The sequence below is a fragment of the Corallococcus sp. NCSPR001 genome, from assembly GCF_017309135.1.
Classification (GTDB): domain Bacteria; phylum Myxococcota; class Myxococcia; order Myxococcales; family Myxococcaceae; genus Corallococcus.
Genome location: NZ_JAFIMS010000002.1, coordinates 3,743,462 through 3,768,162, shown reverse-complemented (window position 1 = coordinate 3,768,162; position 24,701 = coordinate 3,743,462). Strand labels below are relative to the sequence as shown.

Below are 24,701 nucleotides of genomic sequence, written 5' to 3'. Positions count from 1 at the left end.
GGGGTCCACAACCACGGGGTTCCCGCCGTTCAGTCGTTGGCGCAGGCGCGGCGGTAGGTGATGGCCACCTTGGAGCCCGGCGGCGGCACCACGCTGAACACCACGCTGTTGGTCGCCGCGTCGTAGGTCCAGCCGCTGGTGGTCGCGGTGCCGTTGACGCTCACCACCACCGTGCCCGCGTCCGGCTCCTCGCTCAGCGGGAAGCGGTCCTGCGCGCTGAACGCCTTGTTGGCCACCTGCCGCAGCAGCGGCGCGTAGTCCGCCGCGCAGACGTTGAGCACCTCGCCGCCCGTCTGCGCCGCCGCGTCCGCGTACCGGGTGCCGGTGCCGCCCGCCGTGGCGCAGGACGTCTTGGTGGGCGCGATGGCGAAGAACGTGGCCCGCTGCGGCTGGTTCTCACCCTTGCGCTGCTGCGCCCACTGCACGTACGTGGCGACCGCGTCCGGCGAGTGGTCGTCCTCGTCGCCCACGAACACCACCACCAGCGCCGCCGAGTCGCGCAGGAAGCCCGCGTTGCCGTCGTTGGCCAGCGGCGTGCGCGGATCATCCACGTTGTTCACCAGCGGGGACGTGAGCGCGCGGCGCATCGCTTCAAAGCCCTGCTCCACCTGGGCGCACTGGCCCACCTGCACGTTCTGCTGGAGCACCTGCGTCACGTTGGCCGTGTTCAGGGTGAGGATGCGCTGGCGGCTGTTGTCCGCCGGGAAGAAGCGGCCGGCCTCGCCACCCAGCGCGCCGCCCGGGCACGCGCCGGACACCGCGGAGATGCCCGTCGTCGTCACCGCCATGTTCACGTCCACCGCCTTGTTGCGCGCGGCGTCCACGAACGCGGGGATGGCGGACACGAGCTTCGGGTGCTCCTCGACCATGGACGCCGTGTTGTCCACGACGAACAGCACGTCCACCTTGCTCACGTCCTGCTGCACGAAGTTGTCCGTCTTGTCCGTCTTCTTCGACGACTCACCGATGAGCGGCACCATCAGCGGGATGGGCAGGTCGCTGGAGTCCACGTAGAGCGGCGACAGGTTCATGCCCGTCACCTGCGACAGGTAGTCCACGCCCACCGTGAAGGACTCGCCCGGCGCAAGCTCGAACGCGGGCGGCGCCGGGTGGTCCAGCAGCTCGAACTCCGTGTCCGTCGTGCCCGGCCCGATGAAGACGTTGGAGATGGTGACGGGCGTGGTGCACGCGTTGAGGTAGTTCACCTCGCGCGGCGCCGGGCGGCAGTCCTTGCGGCCCAGGCCGAAGTCCAGGTACCAGGGCGAGGCCACCAGGCACGTCGCCTGCGAGTTCGCCAGCAGCGGCACCTGCCGCACCGGCGTCACCGGGTTGTACTGCTCCACCTGCAGCTCCCCCGCGAAGTTGCCGCCGGTGAAGGGCGCCTGGAACGCCACCTGGAAGCTGAACCAGTCGCCCGGGTAGATGATGCCGCCGAAGAGCTCGCCGCCGGGCATCTTGAACACGCCGCCGCCGTCGTTGGCGACGCGGATGTTCTTCACGGGGCACAGGTCCGTGCCCTTGTTCTCCAGCTTCACGCCCAGCACCGCGCCGCGGCCCGGCTGAATGGTGCCGAAGTCCACCAGCTCCGGCGTGACGGTCAGGTCACACGGCGCGTGCGCCTTCGCGCTGCCGAAGAAGTCCAGCTGCACGGTGGCCGCGGAGAACGCGCTCGTGGTCATCACCAGCGCGCCGGACGCGCTGCCCTCGCGCATGGGCTCGTAGAAGACCTCCAGGTTGAGCTCGCCGTTGGCCGGCAGGGTGAACGGCAGCGCCACCGGCTTGTGGTTGAACTGGAGCTGGGCGCCCGTGGCGTCCGGCGTCCAGTCCAGCGTGTTGATGGTCAGCGGCCCCGCGTTGTCCGTGCCGCAGTTCTTCACGTTGACCACCACGCGCACCTTGGAGCCCAGCGGCTGCTCGCCGAAGTCGTGCATCATCGGCGACACGCACAGCTCGGACGCGCCGCCAAAGCCGCGCAGCGGCACGGGCAGCGTGGGGTGGCGCTTGCTCACCACGGTGTAGACGGCGCGGTCCGTGGCCGCGCCCATGTGGCCGGGGCTGTAGCGGATCTCGAAGGCGCGCACCTCGCCCGGCTGGAGCACCAGCGGCAGGCCCGTGTTGTTCTGGCTGAAGGACGCGTCCGTGCCATCCAGCACGAGCGACGTCACCGTCACCGGCTCCGTGCTGATGTTGCGCAGGCTGGAGGCCTTGATGGCGTCGCGGTCCACCGGCACCGCGCCGAAGTCCACCACCTCCGGCTCCGCCACCACCGCGCGCTCCAGCGACTCCGCCGTCACCGTCACCGGCACGTCCGCGCACCCGGTGCAGGGCGAGATGGCCAGGGCGACCTGCTTCTTGCCCACCTTCACCGGGTTGAAGGTGAGGGGCAATTCCACGCGCTCGCCCGGGTTCACCGTCAGCGGCGCCGCGACGAACTCATCCTTGTCCGCGCCCACCAGCTTGGGCGTCACCACCACGGGCAGCTCCGTGGGGTTGTCCAGCGTCACGCCCAGCGTCTTGGTGGAGTCCGCCTCGATGCGGCCGAAGTCCAGCGCTCGCGGCGTCACCCGCGCCCACGCGTCCACGCCGGCGCCGTTGAGCGGGATGCGCATCAAGGGCTCGATGCGCGTGTCCGAGCGCACCACCAGCACCGCGGGCAGGCCGCCTTGCGCCAGCGGCGCGAAGCGCACCTTCAGCGTGCACTCGCTGCCCGGCACCAGGCTGTGAGGCCCCTCGTGGGTGAACTCGGCCTTGTAGGCGCCCTCCGGCCCCTCCACCCAGGCCTCGTCCACCGTGATGCGCGCGCGGCCCACGTTGCGCAACGTCACCGTGGATTCGCGAGCGTCGAAAACAGCCACCCGCGCGAAGTCGACGCCGCCCGGCGTCGCCGTCAGCCGGCCATCCGCGAGCGACGAGCGCTCCCGGTCCGCGCAGCCCGACAGCAGTCCCACCACCACCAAGCCCAGCAGGCCCCAGCGCCCCGTCATGGCACCCACCCTTCCCTCCCGCCTCGCCCAAAAGCCTTGAAGCCGCGGCAGCGGCCACACCGTCCGGGTGTGGCCCTCGCGGATCAGGTGGCGAAGCTAGGCACCCACCCCGGGACTGCCAACCGCCTCACCGTGGGAAAAACAGGGGAATTGCCCTCCAGAACGTCCACTGGATGGCACCTCCATGCCCGCCCCGGCGGAAGACTTCAGAATTTCGGAATCCGCAACGTCTTGCTGATCATCGCGCTGCCGCTGGCCACGTAGAGCAGCGCCAGCGGGTGCAGCGTGAGCGGTCCCAGGTTCCACACCCCGCCCCACAGCGCTTCGCCAATGCGGCCCTGCCAGGTGGCCGCCGCCAGCACCATCACCAGCAGCAGGCTGGTGGGGATGGGCGTGCCCTCGAAGTACTTCACCTTGCCGGTTCCGTCGGACAGCTCCGCGGACGTGACGTTGAAGCGCGCCAGGCGGCTGATGCCGCACGCGACGAAGTAGAGCAGCGCCGCCACGTCCAGGTTGCCGCGCAGGCCCACCGCGAACGCCAGCGCCGCGGGCGCCATGCCAAAGGAGATGACGTCCGCCAGCGAGTCCAGGTCCGCGCCCAGCGGTGACTTGCGGAAGCGCCACCGCGCGATGCGGCCGTCCGCCACGTCCATGGCCAGCGCCACCGGCATCAGGCAGAACGCCACCCACAGCCAGCGTGGGTTGTTCGTGGCCAGCGACTGCATGGCCGCCAGGATGGCCCCCGCGCCGGCGAAGCCGTTGCCGAGCGTGACGAAGTCCGCCAGCACGAAGGTGCGAATCATGGAGAAGTGGCGGCGCTGGCGGCGGGCCGCGGGCGGCGACGAGGGCTCGGGCGTCATGGCTCACATGTAACACACACCGTCTTTCCGGCTTTCCCAAACCCACGACGCGACGCATCCGCGCGTTTCATCTCCGTGGAAAAGTCAAATCCCAGAAACATTGACCGGCGAATCGCCACCTTCCTAGTCTCCGGGCCGCCATGCCCGAGCACATCCCCGATAATCTCCCTCCTCGCGGTGGGTTCCGTTCTGTCCGGACCCGCCGTCTTTCTTTCTCCCTCCTCGCTTCCCTGGCGCTCGCCGCGTTCAGCACCGGATGTGAGGACGATCCCAAGCCCGTCGACCCCGGCCCCGGCCCGTCGACGCCGAAGTACACGGCGAAGATCAAGCGCACCTCCTACGGCATCCCGCACATCACCGCGGACAACTACGGCAGCCTGGGCTTCGGCCAGGGCTATGCCTTCGCGCAGGACCACGTCTGCACCCTGGCGGATCAGATCCTCAAGGTGCGCGGCGAGCGCGCGCGCTTCCTGGGCCAGGGCGCGGGCAACAAGCACGTGGGAAGCGACCTGGCGTACCTGGCCATGGACCTGATGGGGCGCGCGGAGGCGGCCTTCCCCACCCTGTCCCAGGAGATGCAGGACATGGTCACCGGCTACGCGGCCGGCTACAACAAGTACCTGGAGGACGTGCCCGCGGACGCCCGCCCCGCCGAGTGCGCGAACGCGGCCTGGGTGCGCCCCATCACCCCCGTGGACCTGCTGGCGTACAACACGGACCTGACGCTGCTGGCGGGCATCAACGCGCTGGCGCTCACCATCCCGTCCGCCACGCCCCCCGCGGTGAGCGCGCAGTCCGTGGACCCGGAGCAGGCGGCGCTGCGCCCGCAGCCGCCCACCCTGGACCAGTTGAACAAGCTGAAGACGTCCGACTTCGGCAGCAACGGCTGGGCCATTGGCCGTGAGCGCACGGACAACGGCAAGGGCATGGTGATGGCCAACCCGCACTTCCCCTGGGAAGGCGAGCTGCGCCTGTGGGAGAGCCAGCTGACCGTGCCGGGCCAGATGAACGTCTACGGCGTGGGCCTCATGGGCGTGCCGGCGGTGCTCATCGGCTTCAATGAGAACGTGGGCTGGACGCACACGTTCTCCTCCGGCCAGCGCGCGACCATCTACCAGCTGCAGCTCGTGCCGGGGAAGCCGACCGTCTACAAGTACGGCACCGAAGAGCGCCAGATGACCTCCAAGACCTTCACCATCCTGGTGAAGCTGTCGGAAGGGTCGCTGACGAACTACTCGCAGACCGTCTGGTTCAGCCACTACGGCCCGATGATCGCCTTCCCGGACTCGGCCGCCCCGGCGGGCTTCCCCCCGGGCGCGCTGGGCTGGAACAGCCAGACGGCGCTCACGCTGCGTGACGCGAACATCGACAACACCAAGTTCCTGGACCAGTTCCACGGCATGAACAAGGCCAAGAGCCTGGCCGAGTTCAAGACCGTCTACGCCACCGAGCAGGGCCTGCCCTGGGTGAACACCATGTTCGCCGACAAGGAGGGCAACACCTGGTACACGGACGCCACGCCCACGCCCAACCTCACGAAGGACGCGTACACGAAGTGGGCGGCCGAGGCGAACACGCCCGCCCTCAACGTCACCTACGGCATCTACCAGGCCCTGGGCTTCGTGGTGCTCAACGGCAGCGACCCCGCCAATGAGTGGCAGGTGGAGCCGGGCTCGCGCAGCCCCGGCCTGGTGCCCTTCGCGAAGGTGCCGCAGCTGGACCGCACGGACTTCGTCTTCAACGCGAACGACAGCTACTGGCTGGCCAACCCCGCCGCGCCGCTCACCGGCTTCTCCCCGCTGCACGGCTTCGCGAACGTGCCCCAGACGCCGCGCACGCGCATGAACGCCATGGTCCTCACGGAGACGAGCGCGACGGGCGCCTCCGGCGCGGACGGCAAGTTCAGCTTCGACGAGCTGAAGACGGCCGTGTTCAGCAACCGCAGCTCCCTGGAGGAGCTGCTGCGCGCGTCCGTCGTGGAGCGCTGCACGGGCAAGACGACGGTGACCTACAACGGCACCGCCGTGGACATCAGCCAGGCCTGCGCGCTCTTGGCCGGCTGGAATGGCCGCTACGACGTGGACCAGAAGGGCGCGTTCATCTTCCGCGAGTTCCTGGGCGCGTACACCGGCGCGCAGCTGGCGAACAAGGGCCCGCTGTTCGACGTGGCCTTCGACCCGGCCAACCCCATCGCCACGCCCAACACCCTGACGCCGGCCCCGGCCACGGGTGACGACCCGGTGCTCGTGAAGCTGGCGCAGGCCGTCTTCACCATCAACCGCTCCGGCAACGCGCTGGACAAGACGCTGGGCGAGGTGCAGTTCACCACCCGCACGGGCAGCCCCATCCCCCTGCACGGCGGCATGAGCCGCGAGGGCGTCAGCAACGTGATGTCCTTCGGCGCCTCGCGCACCACGGTGTTCGAGTTCGCCCAGCCCCACACGGCCACGTTCAACAGCAACACCCTGCTGGCGAAGGAGGGCTACCCCATCAACAACGGCAGCTCCTTCGTCATGGCGCTCCAGTTCACCGACGCGGGCCCCAGCGCCAACGCCGTGCTGACCTACAGCCAGTCCGGCGACCCCAAGTCCGCGAACTACGCGGACCAGACCCAGCTGTACTCCCAGAAGCAGTGGCGCCCCATCCTCTTCACGGACGCGCAGATCAATGGCGACGCGAACCTGGTGGAGACCACCGTCTCCGGCGGGTAACCGCTTCCGTCTGACAGGCTGAAAGCCTCTGGAGGGCCCCGGGAGCCACCGTGCTCCCGGGGCCTTCTTGTTTTCAGGGGGAGTCGCCGGTGAAACTTGTCACATGGAACGGAATAACCAGACAGGGCCGCCGGCCCTGGCGTCTGGGTTCAACATCCGTTAACGAACACCCCAGGGGACCTTTGAGGCGAACACACAGTTTGTGACGCCGTCAGGGCGGAGGGGATGTGTCGTCCCGGCAATGTCAGCCTTCAGGGCTAGTTTCTTGACCGCGGCTGAAGAGCAGGATGTCCCTCAGGCCCAGGGAGGAAGCCCGGACGCGTACCGACCGGGACGTCCGCTGGGTCCGACACGAAGGAGTCGCGAACGCCATGGCACTTCCGGTCTACAAGACAGACGTCATCGATAAGGTGTTCTTCCTGCGCTGGGATGCTCCACCGACGCCGGAAGAGATTCAGGCGGTGTTCCAGAAGATGCAGGCCGCCTACCAGCAGCATCAGCAGCAGCCGCTGGTGCTGGTGACCATCGCGGGAGCCAAGTCCGCGGTCCCCAACAGCGAGCAGCGGCGGCACTTGTCCAACATGCTGTCGGACGCGCGGGCGCTGTTCTCCGAAATCCACGTCATCATCGAAGGCAACGAACTGCAGCACAACCTCCAGCGCGTCATCGTGTCGGGGATGCTCATCGTCACGCGCACGTATGACGACCAGTTCATCCGCGTGCACAAGACGGCGGATGGGGCGGCGGGCTTCATCGCCCGGCGGCTGGGCGTGGATGGCACACAGGTGGTGAACGAAGCGCGGTCGCGCGGCGTGGTGATGTAGTCCCCGGGGGGATTCGGGGGCCCTTTAAAGGGCCCCCGGCCCCGGAGAGAGAAGCGTTTCGCGCGGGCGACCTTCAGCCCCTCGCGCCCTGCCCCACCGGGCGGGCCGGACGGGTGGCGCCGACGGAGCCGCGCACGTAGCGGTGGTCGAAGAGGTCCACGTAGAGGTACTCGGGCCAGGACACCATCGCGCGAGCCCCCAGCATCACGCCCCGCATGATTTCACTCACCATCAGCCCCGCGGCGGTGGTGGCGCCAATCACGCACGTGGGCGCGTGGCCTCTGCCCTGGTAGCAGGCATCCATGTACTCCTGGAGCATGTAGCTGCCCAGGTGCGGGATGATCTTCGGCAGGTCGATGCGGCCGTCCGGGAGGATGAAGAGCTCCTCGTAGAGCGGCGCGTCCGGCTGGAAGACGTGGAGCGCGGCGCCAAAGCCCAGCATCAGCCCGGTCATGATGGGGATGCCCTGCTGCCGGCACGTCTGGTGGAGCGACTCCTTGGCGCGGGCCCCCGCGATGTCGATGACCTCCACCACGTAGTCCACCGGCGGCAGGCCGCCGGTGCCCTTGAGCACGTCCGCCACGTTGTCGTCGGTGATGCCCTCCTTCACCTTCTGCACGCGCAGGTCCGGGTGGATGTCCCGGCACATGCGCTCCACCACGTCCACCTTGTGCTGGCCCAGGGTGCTTTCGAAGCAGCCGATCTGCCGGTTGATGTTGTGGCGCTCGTAGACGTCGAAGTCCGCGAGCGTCAGGCAGCCGAAGCCCAGGCGCGCCAGGTCCACCGCGCACTGGCCTCCGGCGCCGCCCACGCCGGCGACGAGCACGTGGGTGCTGGCGAGCTTGTCCATGGTCTGCGGGTGGAGGACGCCCAGGTTGCGCTGGAAACGGGGGTTCACGTTCGTCATGAGGAGGGCTCCCTACTTGCGCATGCAGACGTAGAAGTTCTCGCCGTAGTAGTCGTCGCCGTCGGCCACCAGCGCCTCGCTGAAGCCCACCTTCTCCAGCAGCTTCACCGCCTGCTCCGTGTCCAGGAAGGTGACCATCTCGTTGGGGTCCGTGGTGAGCTTCTGGGCGCAGGTGCGGTGGTGGTTCACCGCGCGCTGGAGCGCCTCCGTCCACCGTCCCTGCGCCTCCCATTCCCGGATGGAGTTCTTCAGCACCTTCTCCAGGTCGGGCCGGGGCCGCTTGTTGCTCGTCATGCACAGGACGCCGCCGGGCTTCAGGTGCGTCCAGGCCTCGCGCAGCACGGACTCCGGGTCCTTCACGTAGAAGAGGACGTTGTTCATCACCACCGCGTCCGCGGCCCCCTCCACCTCCAGGGGGAACTGCGCCACGTCTCCGGGCAACAGCGTCCAGCGGGCGCGCACCGCCTCCGGCTCCTTCGCGCGGCGGCGCACCGCCAGGGCCAGCATGGCCTGGTTGTTGTCGAAGCCGACCACGCGCTGCCCCCGCCGCACCAGGGGCTCGCTCACGAGCCCCGTGCCGCACCCCGCGTCGATGACGTAGGAGCGCTCCCGGGTGTCCCGGAGGATCTTCTCGCGCTGCCGCTGGTAGCACGGCAGCTCGGGGATCATCTGATCGTAGCTGTGCGCGAAGTCATTCCAGATGTTGTCGACGAAGACGGTCTCGGGCATGGGTCCTCCCCCTCCAAGGGGAGTCAGGGTGAGACCTGTTGTTGTCCCCCGTCCCCCGCCCCCCAAGCGATTGCCCCGCCGTCTTCCCCTACCATCCAGGACTTGCCTGTTTCAGATGTATGTGTTGGATTGAATGAACAAACACACCCCCGGGGGCCGGCGGGGGTGTCCGTTCAGTCCCAAGGCACCTGAGACATCCGTGGTCCGCATGTCTCAGCATTGAAGCACGCGGAGTCCTGCGTTTCTTCACTCGGAGGATGCCGGCGCCTGCGTCCGGTGGCCTTCACCGGTGAAGCTTGCCCTGCGGGGCAATACCAATGAAATCAACCACTTGGGCCCTGGCGCGGAAGGTGCTCTGGGAAGGCCTGCATCGGGAGGCACCGGGTGTCAGAGCCTGGCGCTTGTCTGCGTGGGGGACCCTCAATGCAAGTCGAGGTCGGTATGCGTAGGACGTCGAGCCTGTGGGTGATGGTGGCGTTGTTCGTGGCGCTGCGCGCGAATCCGGGGGACGCGCACACGTTGGCGATTCAGGTGGATCCATGGACGCGGCCGCTGGTGGCGGCGGGCATGGTGGCCTCCAGCACGAAGCGCGAGGTGCTGGGCGGTGGGCTGGCGCACTACAGCTGGAAGGTGCGGGTGGGCGCGGGGAAGTACGACGCCATCACCGTGCACCGCGTGGTGCGTGAGGCGGCCCCGTGGTTGCCGGCGCGCACCCACCGCGCGGTGTTCATGGTGCACGGGGACCTGTGGGGCTTCGTGCCCGCGTTCCTCACCAACACCTGCGTGACGACGATGCCGGAGGACCGCTCCCTGGCGGCGTACCTGGCCAGCCAGGACGTGGACGTGTGGGGCCTGGACCTGCGCTGGGTGGCGGTGCCGGAGTCGGAGACGGACTTCGGGTTCATGGCGGACTGGAACATGCAGTCGCACGTGAAGGACGTGGGCACGGGCCTGGCGCTGGCGGACGTGGTGCGGCGGCTGGGCGGCAACGGCGGCAATGATCGGATGTTCCTCCTGGGCTGGAGCCGGGGCGCGACCATCGGGTACGCGTACCTGGACGCGGAGTCGCAGCGTCCGCGCGCCCTGCGCCGGGTGGATGGCTTCGTGCCCATGGACATGGTGCTGCGCTTCGCGCCGGACGCGGTCCAGCAGCGCCAGTGGGCGTGCGAGCGGTACGAGGCGCTCCAGACCGCGCGTGACCAGGGCCGCACGGAGGGCGGCCTGCTGGGGCCCGCGCCGGGGATGCCGGTGAAGGACATTGGCCTGCGGGCGGACCAGGATCCCAATGGGTTCCCTCCTGGCGCGCCGGAGTCACTCAGTGGCGTGACCAACCGGAAGTTCGCCGTCATCGCCGCCGGGCGGACCGGGGCGCTCCTGGCGCCGCTCCAGCCGCTGACGCCGGGCTACCACCTGGCGGGCAGCGTGCCGGACATCACCGGCCTCCCGGACCGGACGGCCTACACGTCGGAGCCCACCCTGTTCGACTACCTCCAGTTGGCGGTGCCCTACCAGAGCCTCAACGAGGTGGTGGAGACGGAGAAGCAGCTGTGCGGCCTGGACGTCCCCTTCGATGACCACCTGAAGGACGTGAAGGTGCCGGTGCTGTACGTGGGCGCGGGGGGCGGCGTGGGGCGCTACGGCGAGTACTCCACGCGCCTCCTGGGCAGCACGGACGTCACCCACCTCATCGTGCGCAGCCGGCCGGAGGGGGAGCGCGCGCTGGACTTCGGCCACGCGGACCTGTTCCTCGCCCGGGACGCGCGCGTGCGCGTGTGGCAGCCCATCCTCCAGTGGATGCGGGCGCGCTAAAAGGGCTACTCCGCCTTCCACAACCCGTGACGGCGGGCCCGGCGGCCCAACGTCACCGGGTCCATGCCCAGGGCCACGGCGGCGCGGCGCAGGACGCCGCCATGGCGCTCCAGGGCCTCGCGGATGAGGTCGCGCTCCACCTGCTGGAGCCGGGCCCTCAGCGACCCATCCCCGGTGGGGTCCGCCCGGGGCAGCGTGTTGCTGAGGAGCGCGGGCGGCAGCAGGCGCCGGGTGAGCATCTCCCCGGGCCGGGACAGGAGCACCGCCCGCTCCACCACGTTGCGCAGCTCCCGCACGTTGCCCGGCCAGCCGTAGCCGTGCAGCACCTCGTCCGCGTCCGGGGCCACGCCCGTGGCGGAGCGCTTGAGGGTGCGGTTGAACTGCTCCACGAAGGCGCGGGCCAGCTCCGGGATGTCCTCCGGGCGCTCGCGCAGGGGTGGGATGTCGATGGTGAAGCTGTTGAGCCGGTAGAAGAGGTCCGCACGGAAGCGGCCGGCGCGCACCTCCTCGCCCAGGTCCCGGTTGCTCGCGGCCACCACGCGCACGTCCACGTGGCGCACCTGGGTGCCGCCCACCGGGCGGATGTCGCCCGTCTCCAGCACGCGCAACAGCTTCGCCTGGAGGTTGGGCGTGGTGTTTTCAATCTCGTCCAGGAAGATGGTGCCGCCGTTGGCGAGCACGAAGAGGCCCGGGTGGTCCGACACCGCGCCGGTGAAGGCCCCCTTCACGTGGCCGAACAGCTCGCTCTCCAGCAGCGTCTCCGTGAGCGCGCCGCAGTCCTGGACCACGAGCGGCAGGTCCCCGCGGCCGGAGAGCCGGTGGAGGATGCGCGCCAGCACCTCCTTGCCGGTGCCCGTCTCGCCCTGCAGCAGCACCGCCACCCGGTGGGGGGCCACCAGGCGCACCATCTCCATCACCCGCTGCATGGGCGGGCTGCGGAAGCCCACGTCCTCGCCGTGGCGGCCCACGCCCACCACCGGCGTCTGGGCCAGCGCGCGCTCGCGCAGGAGGTTGCGCTCCAATTCCAGCGCCATGCGCCACTGCTCCGTGCGGAAGCCGTGCTCGCGCCCCGCCTGGAGCACCGCCTCGCGCATGGTGTCCGGGTCCGGCCACGCCCCCAGTGCCCGGTAGATGCGGCCGGTGTTGAAGAGCGCCACCAGCCGCTCCGGGGCCGCCGGGGCGCAGTAGACGATGCGCGAGGCCAGGTCGCTGGGCGGCCCCGCCCCCGTGGGGTCCACCTCCGCGCGCAGCTCCGCCAGGGACTCCACCAGCGCGAGCGCCCGCGACTCGTCCTGGCCGCACACCAGGAGCACCGCCATGTCACCGCGCGTGAGCAGCGCGTGCACGTCCTCCGAGGTGGCGGCGAAGTGCGGCGTGGCCACGCCGTCCAGGGCCTGGCGCACCGCGCGTGACTCGTCGTCCGACGCGAAGGCGGCCACCACCTGCAGGTGGGACGTGGCCAGGTAGCGCGCCAGCTTCACGCCGTCCGCGGCGTCGAACGCGCCAAAGCTGATGCCCAGCGCCGCGACCGTGCCTCCGGCGCCCGCCGTGTCGTGGCGCCAGCGCACCGTGCCGTGCACCCGCACGTGCGCGCCCGTGTCCGGCAGCGAGAAGGCCATCTCCACCGGCTCGTTCTCGTGCGGGCCTTCGGAGGGCCGGCGCGGCGTGGCGATGAGCCCGATGCCCGTCTCGCTGATGTTCACGGACCAGCAGCCATGCAGCGCCGGCTGGGTCACCACCTTCACGTACAACGGCTTGCGCTCGCTCCGGGGCACCTGCTCGGACGCGGAGCGCGACATGGGGTGCGTCACTCGACCGGCCTCATGGCCGCCGCGCGGCGGGCTTCCTGGAAAAATACGGACATTGCGGACGGGGTTTCTGCCTGATTCTCCCGTCATCGCAAGTCGGCGGCAAAGGGGATGTCCCCCCAGCACGTCGCAAGTGGACACGGGTCCAAAACGCCCTGTCTGGAACGCGGCGCCCCCTCCCCCCACACCGCACCACAACCCGCGACGCGAAACATCCGTGCTCCGGCGGTGCGCATCCCACGCGACGGGCCGTATCGCCCCTGCCGGTGTGTTGAAGGATTCCAACCGGGCCGTCTGAAATTGATGTCTGTCTTTCAGCTCCGAACCTGCCCAGCATCCAGGCGGGTTCAACGTCGCTTGTGTTCGAAATAGAACTTCGGTATTCGGTTTATCACCTTGGAGTACGGCAGGCTTTTTCCCTGCTGCCGGATGGAGCACCGAACCCCACATCCCGTTGTCTTTCTCCTCCCGTCGACGCGGCCCTGTCGAACAGGTCCGGGAGCACGAGAGGGGATTGCCCCGCCGTAAAGCCAGACATCCCCCAGCCGTGCCCCTGTCTCCTGTCGTTGGAGCATGGCCTTTCACTGCCTGTCCTTTCCCCCTGGGCCAACCCCTTGAAGAAAACCCTCCTCCTGGTTGAAACGTTGTTCGTCCTGGGCGCCGCTGGCTGTGGCGCTCCGGATGGTTCCCTTCCGGCGGAAGACCGCCAGCCGTCGGTCGAGACGTCCGGCGAGGACCTCACCACCACGGGCTGCACGCAGCTCACCCCCGCCAGCGTGAAGGCCAGCGGCGACGATGGCACCGGCAGCGTCGCGGCGAACACGCTGGATGATCAGCTCACCACCCGCTGGAGCAGCCTGGGCAAGGGCCAGTGGATCGACTACGACCTGGGCTCCACCAAGAGCGTGGGCGCGATGGCGGTGGCCTGGCACGAGGGCAACAAGCGCTCGAACACGTTCACCGTCTCCGTGTCGCCGGACGGCTACACCTATACGCAGGTGTACAGCGGCAAGAGCCTGGGCACGACCACCGCGTCGGAGACGTACACCTTCACGCCGGTGAGCGCGCGCCGGGTGCGCGTCACGGTGCAGGGCAACACCCTCAACGACTGGGCCAGCATCGCGGAGGCGCGCCCCTGCGCCGGCACCGCGACGACGCCCCCGCCCACCAGCCCCAGCGGCATCGTGTGGCGGGGTGACTTCGAGTCCGGTGACCGCAGCCAGTGGGACGGCACGCAGATGATGTCCGCGGACCGGCTCCAGGTCGTCTCGTCACCGCTGCGCGAGGGCGGCTACGCGCTCAAGGCCACGGTGAAGCAGGGCGATGACCCCATCAACTCCAGCGGCAACCGCAACGAAATCTTCAAGCAGACGAAGGAGGCCTCGGGCTCCGAGTACTGGTACCGCTGGAGCACGCGCTTCGCGCCGGACTTCCCCAGCGTGAACACCTGGCAGCTCTTCACCCAGTGGCACCACGACGGCTGCTGCGGCTCTCCGCCGGTGGAGTTCTACGTCTACGGCGAGGAGATGCGGCTCAACATCGGCGGGTCCCCGGGCACCATCGTCTGGCGCACGCCCCTGGTGCGCAACGCCTGGCACGACTTCATCTTCCACGTGAAGTGGTCGCCCAACGCCTCCGTGGGCTTCGTGGAGCTGTACTACGACGGCAACCTGGTGCTGCCCAAGCGCTACATCGCGACGCAGTACTCCGGGCAGCTCAACTACCTGAAGATCGGCCTGTACCGGAACGACACCATCGCGCCGGTGGGCGTCGTCTACCACGACGGCTGGGTGATGGGCCGCTCGAAGGCGGACGTGCTGGACGCCAACTATCAGTTGAAGTGAGACACCGGCCGCGTGCCCCGGTAGGCGCCGGGGCACGCTCCGGGATAGGCTTTCACGAGCCCACCCCGAGGAGCCGTTCCATGCGTCTGTGCGCCGCGCTGACCGCGCTGTCCCTGCTGGCGTCCTGCACCACGACCTATGCCATTCCCAAGCCGGAGCTGACGCGGCTGGATGGCTTCCGGGACGACAACGCGGCGCTGATGCGGGAGCTGGGCGACGTGATGCTCAACCGCGTCACGGAGCGCAAGCGCACGGTGCGGGACGTGGAGGGCCAGCCGCACCCGTTCACCTCCGAAACGCCGCTGGCGCTGGCGCGGGTCTCCGCCCAGGCGGACGTGGAGTTCCAGCGCTTCATCGAGGTGGGCGTGGACGGCGAGCACTTCCGGGGCGTGCCGCTGGAGGGCTCCACCTCCAGCGCCCCCGCGCCCGCGACGGTGGTGGCGCTGTCGGAGGTGGACCACGCCCGGCTGCGCGAGTTCAGCCTGGGCAAGACGCTGATCCTGACGGGCACCATCGGCGTCGCGCTGATGGGGTCGCTGGTCCTGGTGAGCAAGCTCTTCAAGCCCACCACCGGCTCGGGTGACGACCGCCCGGGCGGCGTCATCGAGCTGGGTCCCCAGCCCCGGCTGTACCAGGGCCTGGCGTTCTGACCTCCCGCTAGCGCGCGTCCTTGCGCTGGCGCAAGAGCCCCTCCTGGGCCACGGAGGCCACGAGCCGCCCGTCCCGGGTGAAGACGTGCCCGCGCGCGAGGCCCCGGGCGTTGCCGGCCCAGGGACTTTCCATGGTGTAGAGCAGCCAGTCGTTGACCTTCAGGTCGCCGTGGAACCACAGCGCGTGGTCCAGGCTGGCCATCTGGAAGCCCGGCTGGAGGAACGTCTGCGCGTGCGGCTGGAGCGCCGTGCCCAGCAGGTTGAAGTCGCTGGCGTACGCGAGCACGTAGCGGTGCACCTGGGGCTCGTCGGGCATGGCGCCGTCGGCGCGGAACCAGACGTGCTTCACGGGCGGCTCGGCGGTGGGCTCGAAGGGGTCCACGTACGTCACCGGACGCATTTCAATGGGCTTGGCGGAGAGGAACTTCTCCCGGTGCCGCTCGGACATGCGGCCCGCGTGGCGCCCCAGCAGCTCCAGGTCCGTGGGCAGCGACTCCGGCGGCGGCACGTCCGGCATGGTGGCCTGGTGCGTGAAGCCCGGCTCCTCCCCCTGGAAGGACGCCATCAGCGTGAAGATGGGCTGCCCCTTCTGGATGGCCACCACGCGCCGGGTGGTGAAGCTGCCACCGTCGCGCACGCGGTCCACGGTGTAGACGACGGGCAGGCCCGCGTCCCCGGGGCGCAGGAAGTAGCCGTGCAGCGAGTGCACCGTGCGCTGCTCCTCCACCGTCTGGCTGGCAGCGGACACGGACTGCCCCAGCACCTGCCCTCCGAAGAGCTGCCGGAAGCCCAGGTCCTGGCTCGCGCCACGGAACAGGTTCTCCTCGATGGGCTCCAGCTTCAGGAGCCCCAACAGCTCATCCAGCACCCGGCTCATGTATGTCCTCCCGTTTTGACGCACCCCGTCCATATCCCAGCCCCGGGCCGGTGCGCGGACCAATGTAGAGTGCGGCGCCTTTCCGCCCTGGAGGAGCCCGTGGCCTTCCCTTCCCTGCCAGACGCCGTCCGGCGGCACCCGGCGGCCTGGGGCATGGCGGCCACGTTCGCCGCCAGCCTGCTCTTGCGCGGGCTGTACCTGGCGGGCGCGCCGGACCGGGACTGGCCCTTCTCCGTCTTCTTCGCGGGCGACGCGCGCTTCTTCCACACCGCCGCGCTGGACCTGGCGCGGGGCCGCGAAGCCCCGGCCGCCCTGCCCTACCACCCGCCCCTGTTCCCCGCGCTGCTGGGCCTCTTGTACCGGGTGCTGGGAGAGCCCCAGGGCAGCGCGCTTCCATACAAGCTGGCGCTCGCCGGTCTGGGCGCGGCCACGGTGGCCTTCTGTCAGGGCTTCTGGCGGCGCCTGTTGGGGACGCCGTGGAGCTTCGTCGCGGCGGGGCTGTACGCCACGAGCTTCGGGTGGCTGGTGCTCTCCACCACGTACAGCAATGAAACACTGTCCGCGCTGTGGCTGTGTTTCACCTGCGCGCTGGCCCTGCGCATGGCCAGCGCGGTGCCGTCCTGGCCCGCGGTGCTGGGATTGGGCGCGGTGATGGGCTGGGGCACCCTCACCCGCGCGGAGCACCTGGGGCTGTGGCCCTTCCTCCTGGTGTATGCGTGGACGGCGCGCGAGCGGGCGCCCTGGAGGCCGTGGGCCCTGCGCTGGGGCGCGGCGATGGGCGTGTCCCTGCTGCTGCTCGTCCCGTCCGCGCTGCGCAACCTGGACACGATGCGCGAGCTCAACGCGCGGGCGCCGCACCTGGAGCCGCTGCCGGAGTGGGTGCCCGTCACGGTGTATGGGCCGCTCAACTTCGCCATGGCGAACCACGCCGGCGCCACCGGGGGCTTCACGCCCGCGCTCATCAACCAGGGCGGCGGCAACGGCCAGCTGGACCCCTCCCGCCCGGAGCACCGGCGCCTGCTGTTGCACGGCTACGCGGAAGGGCTGCGCTGGATGGCCGCCTCGCCCGGCGACGCGGCCCGGCTCTTCTGGACGAAGCTGGGCCTGTGGCTGGACGGCCTGAGCCTGGGCGTCGGCGTGTCGGACGTGCCCGGAGGCCTCATTGGCGAGCGCGCCCCGGTGGACGTGTTCATCCCCGACGCCGCGTGGCTCAAGTGGCCGCTGGCGGCGCTGCTCCTCGCCGGGATGCTGCTGTCACTCAGGCCCGCGCACGCGCCCTTCCGGCTGCTGTCGCTGGTGGTGCTGCACCGGGTGCTCGTCACGCTCGCCTTCTTCGGCTACGCGCGCGGGCTGCTCGTCATCTTCCCCGCGCTCCTGCCGCTGCTGGTGCTGCCCCTGAAGGTCCTGGGCGAGCGCCACGCCCCCGTGGCCCGGAGGCTGCCCGCGCTCGCCGGGGCGCTGCTGCTGCTCGTGTGGGCGGAGGCCGCGCTCGTCGCCACGCAAGAGACGCCCCGCCGCTTCATGGCCAGCGGCACCACCGACGCCGTGAATGGCAAGCTCATCCAGGACGACCGCGTCCGGCTCTGGCCCCGCCCCTGAGCGAGTGAACACTTCAAGGCATTGAATCCACTCCACTTTCTGGAATACGGCCCTAATCAGGAATAACCGCAATACCAACTTAAAAAGCGCATGACCTAAGCAGGAGGGCGCTCCACCCCGGAGCCCGCCGGTCCCGTCCGGCGGCATCACCCGAGGAGACGTCATGCGCCCCCTGCGGTCCGCGTTGTGTTGTCTTGCCCTCCTGGTGTCCTCCACGACGTATGCATTCCAACCCTCGCAGCCCGAGCAGCAGAGCGCGGTGGCGAAGAAGGCCTTCTTCAAGCCGGAGCTGTACCTGCCCATCCAGAACGTGCCGCTGGAGAAGGCGCGGGCGCTGATGCCGCGCGCGGGCGCGGACCGGTGGGCGGGGTTCGTCACCCGCTTTGGCGGCAACGTGCAGGTGTACCTGGATCCGCTGTCCGGCATGCCCACGGGCATCCAGGGCAGCTTCCCCCTCATCCCGGGTGACGGCTTCCGCAACAGCGTCACGCTGGAGTCCGTGCGCCAGGGGCTGGGCCGCTCCGTGGGCAGCGTGGACGAGTCCGTGGTGGGCGAGCTCGTCTTCAAGTTCGTCGCGGACCACCAGGACGCCATTGGGGTGGACCTGTTGCAGCTGGGCTCGCCGCGCGTGACGCAGGTGACGGACACGCTGTGGCAGGTGCACATCCCGCAGGTGGTGAACGGCATCACGGTGCGGCACGGCCGGCTGGCGGCCACCATCAGCCACGGCAACCTCATCCTCCTGGGCACGGAGGCGTGGGCCAACGTGGGCATCGACACGAAGCCCCGCTTCAGCGCGAACCAGGCGCTCGCCGCGGGCAGCACGTTCCTGGGCCAGACGCTGACGCCCACCAGCCTGTGGCAGCAGCCCACGCTGGAGGTGGCCCCCTACGCGCGCACGGGCGCGGCCTTTGGCCAGGGCTACGGACACGCGCTGGTGTGGGCCTACGGCTTCTCCAACCCCGGTGAGCACGAGCGCTGGAAGGTGACGGTGGACGCCAACTCCGGCGAGGTGCTCGCCGTGGAGGATGACAACCACTACTTCGACGCGCAGGTGAAGGGCGGCGTGTACCCGTCCACCAACATCGGGACCTGCACGTCGAAGGAGACGTGCGGCACCATGCAGCCCAACACGCCCATGCCGTGGGCGAACACGGGCTTCGCGTCGCCCAACAACTTCACGGACGGCGCGGGCATCTACAACTACAGCGCCGGCACCTTCAACACGACGCTGTCCGGCAAGTACGTGAAGATCGCCGACAGCTGCGGCGCCATCAACGTGAGCTCCGCCACGGGCAGCCTGGACCTGGGCGGCGTGAACAACGACCACGACTGCACGGTGCCCGCGGGCACGTCCGCGGGCAACACGCCGGCGGCGCGCTCCAGCTTCTACGAGCTGAACAAGATTAAAGAGGTGGCCCGCGGCTGGCTGCCCAGCAACACCTGGCTGCAGGGCCAGCTCACGTCCAACGTGAACTTGAACAGCACCTGCAACGCCTTCTGGAACGGCAGCAGCGTGAACTTCTACAAGTCCGGCGGTGGCTGCCGGAACACCGGTGAGATTGGCGCGGTGTTCGACCACGAGTGGGGCCACGGCATGGACAACTTCGACGCCAACGGCTCGCTCTCCAACTCCAGTGAGGGCTACGCGGACATCGCGGGCATCCTGCGCCTGCAGACGTCCTGCGTGGGCTACGGCTTCTTCCAGACGACGAACACGGGCTGCGGCCTCACGCCGGACGGCACGGGCTACAACCAGCAGGAGTCGCAGGTGGCGGGCCAGTCCTGGTGCAACCTGCGCTGCTCGGGCGTGCGTGACGCGGACTGGGCGGCGAGCGCGCCGAACATCCCGGCCACCCCGCAGAACTTCACCTGCAAGATGTGCTCGTCCGGCTCCGGCCCGTGCAGCAAGCAGGTGCACTGCGCCGCGTCCCCCGTGCGCCAGGCGGCGTGGGACCTGGTGACGCGCGACCTCACGGCGGCGCCCTTCAACTACGACTCCAACGACGCGTTCCTCCTGGGCAACAAGCTCTTCTACCAGGGCTCCGGCAACATCGGCACGTGGCACGCCTGCAACTGCACCGCCGGCACGTCCGACGGCTGCGGCGCGACGAACGGCTACATGCAGTGGCTGGCCGCGGATGACGACAACGGCAACCTGGCGGACGGCACGCCGCACATGACGGCCATCTACGCCGCGTACAACCGCCACAACATCGCCTGCTCCACGCCCGCGCCCACCAACGGCGGCTGCGCTTCAGCGCCCACGGCGGCCCCCACCACCACGGCCACCCCGGGCGACAGCCAGGTGAGCCTGTCGTGGACGGCGTCCTCGGGCGCCAGCCAGTACTGGGTGATGAAGACGGAGGGCTTCGCGGGCTGTGACTTCGGCAAGGCGCGCGTGGCCACCGTCACCGGCACCAGCTACACGGACCCGGAGGTCGCCAACGGCCGCCAGTACTGCTACTCCGTGGTTCCCGCGAGCAGCAACGCGTGCTTCGGCCCGGCGTCCAGCTGCACCTGCACCACGCCCACCTGCGCGGCGCCCGGTGCTCCCACGCTGTCCACCCCCGCCTCCGGCGCCACCGGCGTGGAGCTGCTCGCGGCGCTGGACTGGGCGGACGTGACGGGCGTGTCTGGCTACGAGGTCCAGGTGGCCACCGACAGCGCGTTCACCAACGTGGTGCGCAGCGCCAACTCGCTCGTGGCCAGCAACTGGACGGTGTCCCCGGGCCTGACGGCGAACACCGCCTACTACTGGCGCGTGCGGGCGCTCAACTCGTGCGGCGGCACCAGCTCCTGGAGCGCGGCGCGCAGCTTCACCACGCGCGGCTGCGTCACCCTGGCGGCCCCCACCCTGACGGCCCCCGCCAACGGCGCCACGGGCGTCGCCCTGACGCCCGCGCTGGACTGGTCCGACGTGACGAGCGCGGCCGGCTATGACGTGCAGGTGGCCACCGACAGCGCGTTCACCAACGTGGTGCGCAGCGCCACCGGCCTGTCCTCCAGCGCGTGGAACGTGACGCCGGGCCTGTCCAACCTCACGTCCTACTACTGGCGCGCGCGGGCCACCGACAGCTGCGGCGCGGGCGCGTACAGCACGGCCTTCAGCTTCACCACCACCAACGTGTGCACGCCCACCGTGGCCACGTACAACTCCAGCCTGCGCACCCCGGCCTGCGGCTCCGTGTGCGGCTGCGACACCGGCCCCACGCTCGTCAACGGGCGCGGCACGATGTCCGGCGGCATCGAGCCGAACCAGCCCAACACCCTGGGCGCCACCTGCACGGACGGCGCCTCCGGCAGCTACCACGCGGATGAGAGCATCGACCGCATCGTGCTCAAGACGGTGGACCAGGGCACCATCACCCCGGGCAAGCAGCTCACCGTGGACGTGACGGTGTGGTGCTACGGCACCACGGACCAGCTGGACCTGTACTACACGACGAACACCACCACGCCCGCGTGGACGGCCGTCGCCACCGCCCAGGCCTGCACCGCGGTGGGGCTGAAGACGTTCTCCATCCCCGTCACCGTGGGCGGCACCACCGGCAACCACGCCGTGCGCGCGCAGTTCCGCTTCGGCGGCAGCGCCTCCAGCGCTTGCGTCACGGGCAGCTACAACGACCACGACGACCTGGTCTTCAACGTCGCGTCCGCGGTGGCCGCCAACCCCACCGCCCCGTCCGCGAAGCAGGTGCGCGGCCGGGCCGTGACGGCGCGCTAGTCATCCCTGAAGTGACATGGGGGCTCCCGGTCCACGCCGGGGGCCCCCGTGCCTTTTCACGGCGTTACCACGTGTACACGACGGACGGCGCCGAGCGCTTCGCGGGCCCGTGGTGGACCATCTCGATGTTGTTGCCGTCCGGATCCAACACGAAGGCCGCGTAGTACCCCGGGTGGTAGGAGCGCTCCCCGGGGGCCCCGTTGTCACGGCCGCCCGCGGCCACCGCCGCCTGGTGGAAGCGGTGGACCATCTCCCGGTCCTTCGCCTGGAAGGCCAGGTGCACGCGCGCGGTGGGCTCGCGGTCGTTGCTGAGGAAGAGCTCATCCGCGGCCAGGTGCCGCTCGCTCTCGTTGAAGACCGGGATGCCCATCACCTCCAGCACCGCGCGGTAGAAGCGCTTGCTTGCCTCCAGGTCCTTCACCTGGAGGTGGACGTGGTCGAACATGCGGCCGTGGTGCAGTTCCATGGTCTGCCTCGCGTGATTTGCGTGTCGGGTGTCGTTCAACACCGCGCGGTCGCGCCACCATCAGAGCTGCAATTCACGTATGTCAAGACGCCTTCGCCCGGGAAGTCGTGAAAGCGGCAGCGACTTCCACAAAAGCGCGGGCGCGCGGCGGCGGGACGACGCAGCTTCGTGCGATAGTCCGCGCCACTTCGCTGTTCTTGCCTTCAGGAGGGTGCCGCGATGTTCATCGAAATTATCGTCCTGCCCCGTGAAGAGCAGTCCCCGAGGCAGCGTGGGGCGAAAGCCTCCAAGGCCCCGGCACCGGAGAAGCGCGGCCGGGCGGAGCTGGCCCAGGCGTGGCGCGAGGAGGGCAAGGCCTTCCATGGCGCCGTGCTGGAGTTCATCAAGGCCCAGCACCTGTTGGGCGCGGTGAAGTGGATGAGCGAGCCGGGCCTGCTGCTCCAGGTGACGCTCGTCGCCTCGGACCGTGTCCTGGAGAAGCTCCAGGCGGAGCCCCGCTTCGCGGCCGGCCGCTCGCTGAGCATGAACCTGCAGACCTGAGCGCCGCCCGTCCCCCGCGGCCTCCCCCCTCGCCTTTCCCATTTTCCAATCATCTGCCCGTGACGCGCGCGTGAGCCCTTCCGCGGCGCGTCCAGGCGTGGCCGGGGTGCGTCACTGTTGGCGGCAAAAGCTGTCTCATCCTGTTTCACGCCGCTCTCCGTCTTGACGGCGGTGTCTTGAATTCCACAGGATGCGCCCAACCCACGAAGTCTGGCCGACCGGCCTGGACTTGAACGTGGGGGTCCCTTGGCCGTGCCTCCCGTCAGTGCGCCCCTCGCCAGGAATCGGAGCGGAACATGCGTTTGAAGAGAGTGGTCCCCGTGGTCGTGTCGTTGTGTTGCGCCACCGCTTCCGCCGAAGAGCCGCGTGACAAGGAGGTCTTCATCACCCTCGGTTCGGAGACGGTGGACACGGTGCGCTCATCGTTCCGCGGCGGGAGCGCGCCCACGCTGGTGCGCGAGGCGAACGGGGTGAGCGTGCTGAAGCTCACCGAGTCGCAACTGGGCGACGTGTCCGCCATCATGCACGACCAGTATCACCGCTGCGCGGGCTTCATGGCGCACGACACGCAGGAGGCGGCGCTCGCGGCGCTCGGCCCCGCGCAGCCCATGCAGTCGCTGGTGAGCTACACGCTGGACAACGCGCCGGTGGTCAACTCGCTGTTCTCCGGCCTGCAGGAGGCCAGCCTGCGCGGCACCATCATCCAGCTGTCCAGCTACACGAACCGCTACTACAACAACTCCACCGGCGGCACGCAGGCGGCCAGCTGGCTGCGCGACACCTGGACGTCCTACGCCAGCGGACGCGACGACGTGAGCGTGCAGCTGTACACGCACTCCGGCTGGACGCAGCCGTCCGTCATCGCCACCGTCACCGGCACCGTCTACCCGGATGAGGTGGTGGTGATTGGCGGCCACCTGGACTCCATCAACATCACGGTGGGCTCCTCCAGCCGCCCCACGGCGACGGCGCCGGGCGCGGATGACGACGCCTCCGGTGTCGCCACGCTGTCGGAGGTCTTCCGCGTGGCGATGGCCAAGGGCTACAAGCCGGCGCGCACGGTGAAGTTCATGGCGTACGCGGCGGAGGAGGTGGGCCTGTACGGCTCGCAGGCCATCGCGCAGGCGCACAAGTCCGCGGGCGCCAACGTGGTGGGCGTGCTCCAGCTGGACATGACCAACTACCGCGGCTCCACGTGGGACCTGACGCTCGTCACGGACAACACCAACGCGGCGCAGAACGCGTTCCTGGGCAACCTCATCGACACGTACACGGGCTACTCGCGCACCAACATCACGTGCGGCTACGGGTGCTCGGACCACGCGTCGTGGAACGCGCAGGGCTACCCGGCGTCCATGCCGTTCGAAGCGCAGATGAACAACGACAACCCCAACATCCACACGGCCAACGACACCCTGGCCAACAGCACGGACGGCAACGCCAACAACGCGCTGAAGTTCGCGCGCATTGGCGCCGCGTACCTGGCGGAGCTGGGCAAGGGCACCATCCCGGGCCTGCCCACGGACACCACGCCCCCCACCGTGTCGCTCACCGCGCCGGCCAGCGGCGCGACGGTGAACGGCACCACCAGCATCACCGCGACGGCCAGCGACAACGTGGGCGTCAGCAAGGTGGAGTTCCTGGTGGACGGCGTGGTGAAGGGCACGGCCATCGCCTCGCCCTACGCCTTCGCGTGGGACAGCCGCACGGTGGCCAACGGCAGCCACACGGTGGCGGCGAAGGCGCATGACGGTTCGGGCAACACCGCCACCACGACGGCGCGCACGGTGACGGTGGCCAACGTGTCCACGACCGGCACCTACGACGGCACGTACAAGACGCTGCGCTGCAACGCGGCGGCGGCCACCTGCGACAGCGGCACGCTCTTCAACGGCCGCGGCACCCGGGGCCCGGAGCTGAACACGCCCAACACGCTGCGCGGCACCTGCAAGGACGGCAGCACCGGCACCTACAAGAGCGACGAGTCCATGGAGGCCCTCAAGGTGTCCACCGTGGACGGCTCCAACTTCGCCGCCGGCAAGCAGGTGAAGGTGGAGGCCACCATCTGGGCCTACGCCAACCCCGCGTCGGACCGGTTGGACCTGTACTACACGGCCAACGCCACCGCGACGACGCCCACCTGGACGCTCATCACCTCCGTCACGCCGTCGGCCGCGAACCTGCAGACCATCTCGGCCACGTACACGCTGCCCTCCGGCGCCAACCAGGCCGTGCGCGCGCAGATGCGCTACGGCACCGGCAGCCCGACGAGCGCGTGCGTCTCCGGCGAGTACAACGACCGCGACGACCTGATGTTCACCGTCCAGTAGGCGGCGGCTGACATGAAGTGACACAGGAGGGGATCC

General features: G+C 69.6%; 16 protein-coding genes. 9 read left to right on the top strand and 7 right to left on the bottom strand.

Translation table 11 applies throughout. The features are described 5' to 3' along the window. Positions 1-29 precede the first annotated feature (29 nt). Positions 30-2,984, bottom strand: coding sequence for a choice-of-anchor D domain-containing protein (locus JYJ93_RS17340; protein ID WP_206792706.1), 2,955 nt, complete (start codon positions 2,982-2,984; stop codon positions 30-32). Between the two features lie 206 nt (positions 2,985-3,190). Beyond that, on the bottom strand, positions 3,191-3,844 hold the full coding sequence (locus tag JYJ93_RS17335) for a CDP-alcohol phosphatidyltransferase family protein (RefSeq protein WP_206792704.1): 654 nt from the start codon (positions 3,842-3,844) through the stop codon (positions 3,191-3,193). Between the two features lie 140 nt (positions 3,845-3,984). Between JYJ93_RS17335 and JYJ93_RS17330 the strand changes: the two genes are divergently transcribed. Further along, entirely contained in the window at positions 3,985-6,555 is a 2,571-nt protein-coding gene (locus JYJ93_RS17330; protein WP_206792702.1) for a penicillin acylase family protein, read from the top strand. A gap of 371 nt (positions 6,556-6,926) precedes the next feature. Beyond that, complete coding sequence (locus JYJ93_RS17325; RefSeq protein WP_206792700.1) at positions 6,927-7,379, top strand: DofA protein; 453 nt, start codon at positions 6,927-6,929, stop codon at positions 7,377-7,379. Positions 7,380-7,452: 73 nt separating this feature from the next. On the opposite strand, the gene JYJ93_RS17320 is transcribed toward JYJ93_RS17325, so the two are convergent. Together JYJ93_RS17320 and JYJ93_RS17315 are read right to left on the bottom strand one after the other, a co-directional pair. Further along, positions 7,453-8,286 carry a ThiF family adenylyltransferase gene (locus JYJ93_RS17320; protein WP_206792698.1) on the bottom strand — a complete coding sequence of 278 codons (834 nt, stop codon included), beginning with the start codon at positions 8,284-8,286 and terminating at the stop codon, positions 7,453-7,455. Positions 8,287-8,298: 12 nt separating this feature from the next. Then, positions 8,299-9,015, bottom strand: a complete 717-nt coding sequence (locus JYJ93_RS17315) for a class I SAM-dependent methyltransferase (RefSeq protein ID WP_206792696.1) — start codon at positions 9,013-9,015, stop codon at positions 8,299-8,301. 441 nt (positions 9,016-9,456) lie between these two features. Here JYJ93_RS17315 and JYJ93_RS17310 point away from each other — a divergent pair, with 441 nt between their 5' ends. Continuing rightward, positions 9,457-10,824 (top strand): hypothetical protein, encoded by a 1,368-nt coding sequence (locus tag JYJ93_RS17310; RefSeq protein WP_206792695.1) that lies wholly within the window; start codon positions 9,457-9,459, stop codon positions 10,822-10,824. A 5-nt stretch (positions 10,825-10,829) separates the two neighbouring features. On the opposite strand, the gene JYJ93_RS17305 is transcribed toward JYJ93_RS17310, so the two are convergent. After that, positions 10,830-12,623 carry a sigma 54-interacting transcriptional regulator gene (locus tag JYJ93_RS17305; protein ID WP_206792692.1) on the bottom strand — a complete coding sequence of 598 codons (1,794 nt, stop codon included), beginning with the start codon at positions 12,621-12,623 and terminating at the stop codon, positions 10,830-10,832. 623 nt (positions 12,624-13,246) lie between these two features. Here JYJ93_RS17305 and JYJ93_RS17300 point away from each other — a divergent pair. Further along, positions 13,247-14,476, top strand: a complete 1,230-nt coding sequence (locus JYJ93_RS17300) for a heparin lyase I family protein (RefSeq protein ID WP_206792689.1) — start codon at positions 13,247-13,249, stop codon at positions 14,474-14,476. Positions 14,477-14,556: 80 nt separating this feature from the next. After that, a complete protein-coding gene (locus JYJ93_RS17295) occupies positions 14,557-15,126 on the top strand; it encodes a hypothetical protein (protein WP_206792687.1) in 570 nt (189 codons plus the stop codon). 7 nt (positions 15,127-15,133) lie between these two features. Here the strand turns inward: JYJ93_RS17295 and tesB are convergent, their stop codons facing one another. Further along, complete coding sequence (gene tesB / locus JYJ93_RS17290; protein ID WP_206792684.1) at positions 15,134-16,003, bottom strand: acyl-CoA thioesterase II; 870 nt, start codon at positions 16,001-16,003, stop codon at positions 15,134-15,136. A gap of 153 nt (positions 16,004-16,156) precedes the next feature. Here tesB and JYJ93_RS17285 point away from each other — a divergent pair, with 153 nt between their 5' ends. Together JYJ93_RS17285 and JYJ93_RS17280 are read left to right on the top strand one after the other, a co-directional pair. After that, a complete protein-coding gene (locus tag JYJ93_RS17285) occupies positions 16,157-17,602 on the top strand; it encodes a glycosyltransferase family 39 protein (protein ID WP_206800341.1) in 1,446 nt (481 codons plus the stop codon). Positions 17,603-17,765: 163 nt separating this feature from the next. Beyond that, the gene (locus JYJ93_RS17280) at positions 17,766-21,329 is read left to right on the top strand and encodes an endopeptidase (RefSeq protein WP_206792681.1); all 3,564 of its coding nucleotides are present in this window, start codon (positions 17,766-17,768) and stop codon (positions 21,327-21,329) included. Positions 21,330-21,393: 64 nt separating this feature from the next. Here JYJ93_RS17280 and JYJ93_RS17275 read toward each other — a convergent pair whose 3' ends face one another. Continuing rightward, positions 21,394-21,795, bottom strand: a complete 402-nt coding sequence (locus JYJ93_RS17275; RefSeq protein ID WP_206792679.1) for a VOC family protein — start codon at positions 21,793-21,795, stop codon at positions 21,394-21,396. Positions 21,796-22,014: 219 nt separating this feature from the next. Between JYJ93_RS17275 and JYJ93_RS17270 the strand changes: the two genes are divergently transcribed. Beyond that, on the top strand, positions 22,015-22,335 hold the full coding sequence (locus tag JYJ93_RS17270; RefSeq protein WP_206792676.1) for a hypothetical protein: 321 nt from the start codon (positions 22,015-22,017) through the stop codon (positions 22,333-22,335). A 296-nt stretch (positions 22,336-22,631) separates the two neighbouring features. Continuing rightward, positions 22,632-24,665, top strand: a complete 2,034-nt coding sequence (locus tag JYJ93_RS17265; protein WP_206792674.1) for a M20/M25/M40 family metallo-hydrolase — start codon at positions 22,632-22,634, stop codon at positions 24,663-24,665. The last annotated feature ends 36 nt before the right edge of the window (positions 24,666-24,701 follow it).

Excerpts from the sequence above, each read along its gene's own strand:
- JYJ93_RS17340 (WP_206792706.1), bottom strand. The coding sequence starts at position 2,984 with ATGACGGGGCGCTGGGGCCTGCTGGGCTTGGTGGTGGTGGGACTGCTG.
- JYJ93_RS17335 (WP_206792704.1), bottom strand. The coding sequence starts at position 3,844 with ATGACGCCCGAGCCCTCGTCGCCGCCCGCGGCCCGCCGCCAGCGCCGC.
- JYJ93_RS17330 (WP_206792702.1), top strand. The coding sequence starts at position 3,985 with ATGCCCGAGCACATCCCCGATAATCTCCCTCCTCGCGGTGGGTTCCGT.
- JYJ93_RS17325 (WP_206792700.1), top strand. The coding sequence starts at position 6,927 with ATGGCACTTCCGGTCTACAAGACAGACGTCATCGATAAGGTGTTCTTC.
- JYJ93_RS17320 (WP_206792698.1), bottom strand. The coding sequence starts at position 8,286 with ATGACGAACGTGAACCCCCGTTTCCAGCGCAACCTGGGCGTCCTCCAC.
- JYJ93_RS17315 (WP_206792696.1), bottom strand. The coding sequence starts at position 9,015 with ATGCCCGAGACCGTCTTCGTCGACAACATCTGGAATGACTTCGCGCAC.
- JYJ93_RS17310 (WP_206792695.1), top strand. The coding sequence starts at position 9,457 with ATGCGTAGGACGTCGAGCCTGTGGGTGATGGTGGCGTTGTTCGTGGCG.
- JYJ93_RS17305 (WP_206792692.1), bottom strand. The coding sequence starts at position 12,623 with ATGTCGCGCTCCGCGTCCGAGCAGGTGCCCCGGAGCGAGCGCAAGCCG.
- JYJ93_RS17295 (WP_206792687.1), top strand. The coding sequence starts at position 14,557 with ATGCGTCTGTGCGCCGCGCTGACCGCGCTGTCCCTGCTGGCGTCCTGC.
- tesB (WP_206792684.1), bottom strand. The coding sequence starts at position 16,003 with ATGAGCCGGGTGCTGGATGAGCTGTTGGGGCTCCTGAAGCTGGAGCCC.
- JYJ93_RS17285 (WP_206800341.1), top strand. The coding sequence starts at position 16,157 with ATGGCGGCCACGTTCGCCGCCAGCCTGCTCTTGCGCGGGCTGTACCTG.
- JYJ93_RS17280 (WP_206792681.1), top strand. The coding sequence starts at position 17,766 with ATGCGCCCCCTGCGGTCCGCGTTGTGTTGTCTTGCCCTCCTGGTGTCC.
- JYJ93_RS17275 (WP_206792679.1), bottom strand. The coding sequence starts at position 21,795 with ATGGAACTGCACCACGGCCGCATGTTCGACCACGTCCACCTCCAGGTG.
- JYJ93_RS17270 (WP_206792676.1), top strand. The coding sequence starts at position 22,015 with ATGTTCATCGAAATTATCGTCCTGCCCCGTGAAGAGCAGTCCCCGAGG.
- JYJ93_RS17265 (WP_206792674.1), top strand. The coding sequence starts at position 22,632 with ATGCGTTTGAAGAGAGTGGTCCCCGTGGTCGTGTCGTTGTGTTGCGCC.